At 70.2% G+C, this 973-nt stretch carries 1 protein-coding gene; it reads right to left on the reverse strand.

Annotation, left to right across the window (positions count from 1 at the left end; translation table 11 throughout):
- Window positions 1-236 precede the first annotated feature (236 nt).
- A partial coding sequence (mtnA, locus tag QR78_RS30075; RefSeq protein WP_048431301.1) for an S-methyl-5-thioribose-1-phosphate isomerase occupies window positions 237-973 on the reverse strand: 737 nt, incomplete at its 5' end.

Consider the following 973-nt stretch of genomic DNA (forward strand, 5'->3'; position numbering starts at 1 on the left):
TGACGACGCCCCAGCCCGGCCGGGTGCGCGAAGGCCGGGCTGGGGCGTCGTCAGCCACACGGCGACGGGCACCAACCAGCGCGGAGAGACGGCATTTCGCTTCGCGGGTGCCTGGCTGGCGCCGAGCCGGGCTGGCTAGAGCGCTTCACGATCGCGTTGCCATCGCGAAGCTCTCTAAGTCTTTGTTTTGCCGCATTTTCTTCGACGAACCGGCATCCACTTCGTCGGAAAATGCTCTAAGCCGCCGCCCGGCGCTCCGGATAGAGCCCGAGCAGCCCCTCGGGCGTCGCTTCCGCCACGCCGCGCTCGGTGATGATCCCGGTGACGAGGCGCGCCGGCGTCACGTCGAAGGCCGGATTCGCCACCGGGCTGCCCGGCGAGACCACCGCGACCGTCGCGAAGGCGCCGTCGTCGGTGCGGCCGGTGAGATGGGTCACCTCGCGGGCGTCGCGCTCCTCGATCGGGATGCCGGCGACGCCGTCGGTCAGCGTCCAGTCGATGGTCGAGAACGGGAGGGCGGCGTAGAACGGCACGCCGCAATCGCGGGCGGCGAGCGCCTTCAGGTAGGTGCCGATCTTGTTGCAGACGTCGCCGGTCGAGGTCGTCCGGTCCGAGCCGACGATGCAGAGATCGACCTCTCCGTGCTGCATCAGGTGGCCGCCGGCATTGTCGGCGATGACGGTATGGGGCACGCCATGGGCGTTGAGCTCGTAGGCGGTGAGCGCCGCACCCTGGTTGCGGGGCCTCGTCTCGTCGACCCAGACATGGACCGGCACACCGGCATCGTGCGCGACGTAGATCGGCGCCAGCGCGGTGCCCCAATCGACCGTGGCGAGCCAGCCGGCATTACAATGGGTCAGCACGTTGACCGGCCCGGTTTTCTTGCGCGCGATCGCGGCGATCAGCGCCGCCCCGTGCTCGCCGATCGCCCGGCAGCTCGCCACGTCCTCGTCGGCGATGCGGGCGGCCTCCG

The sequence above is a fragment of the Methylobacterium indicum genome (assembly GCF_001043895.1).
Taxonomy (GTDB): Bacteria; Pseudomonadota; Alphaproteobacteria; order Rhizobiales; family Beijerinckiaceae; genus Methylobacterium; species Methylobacterium indicum.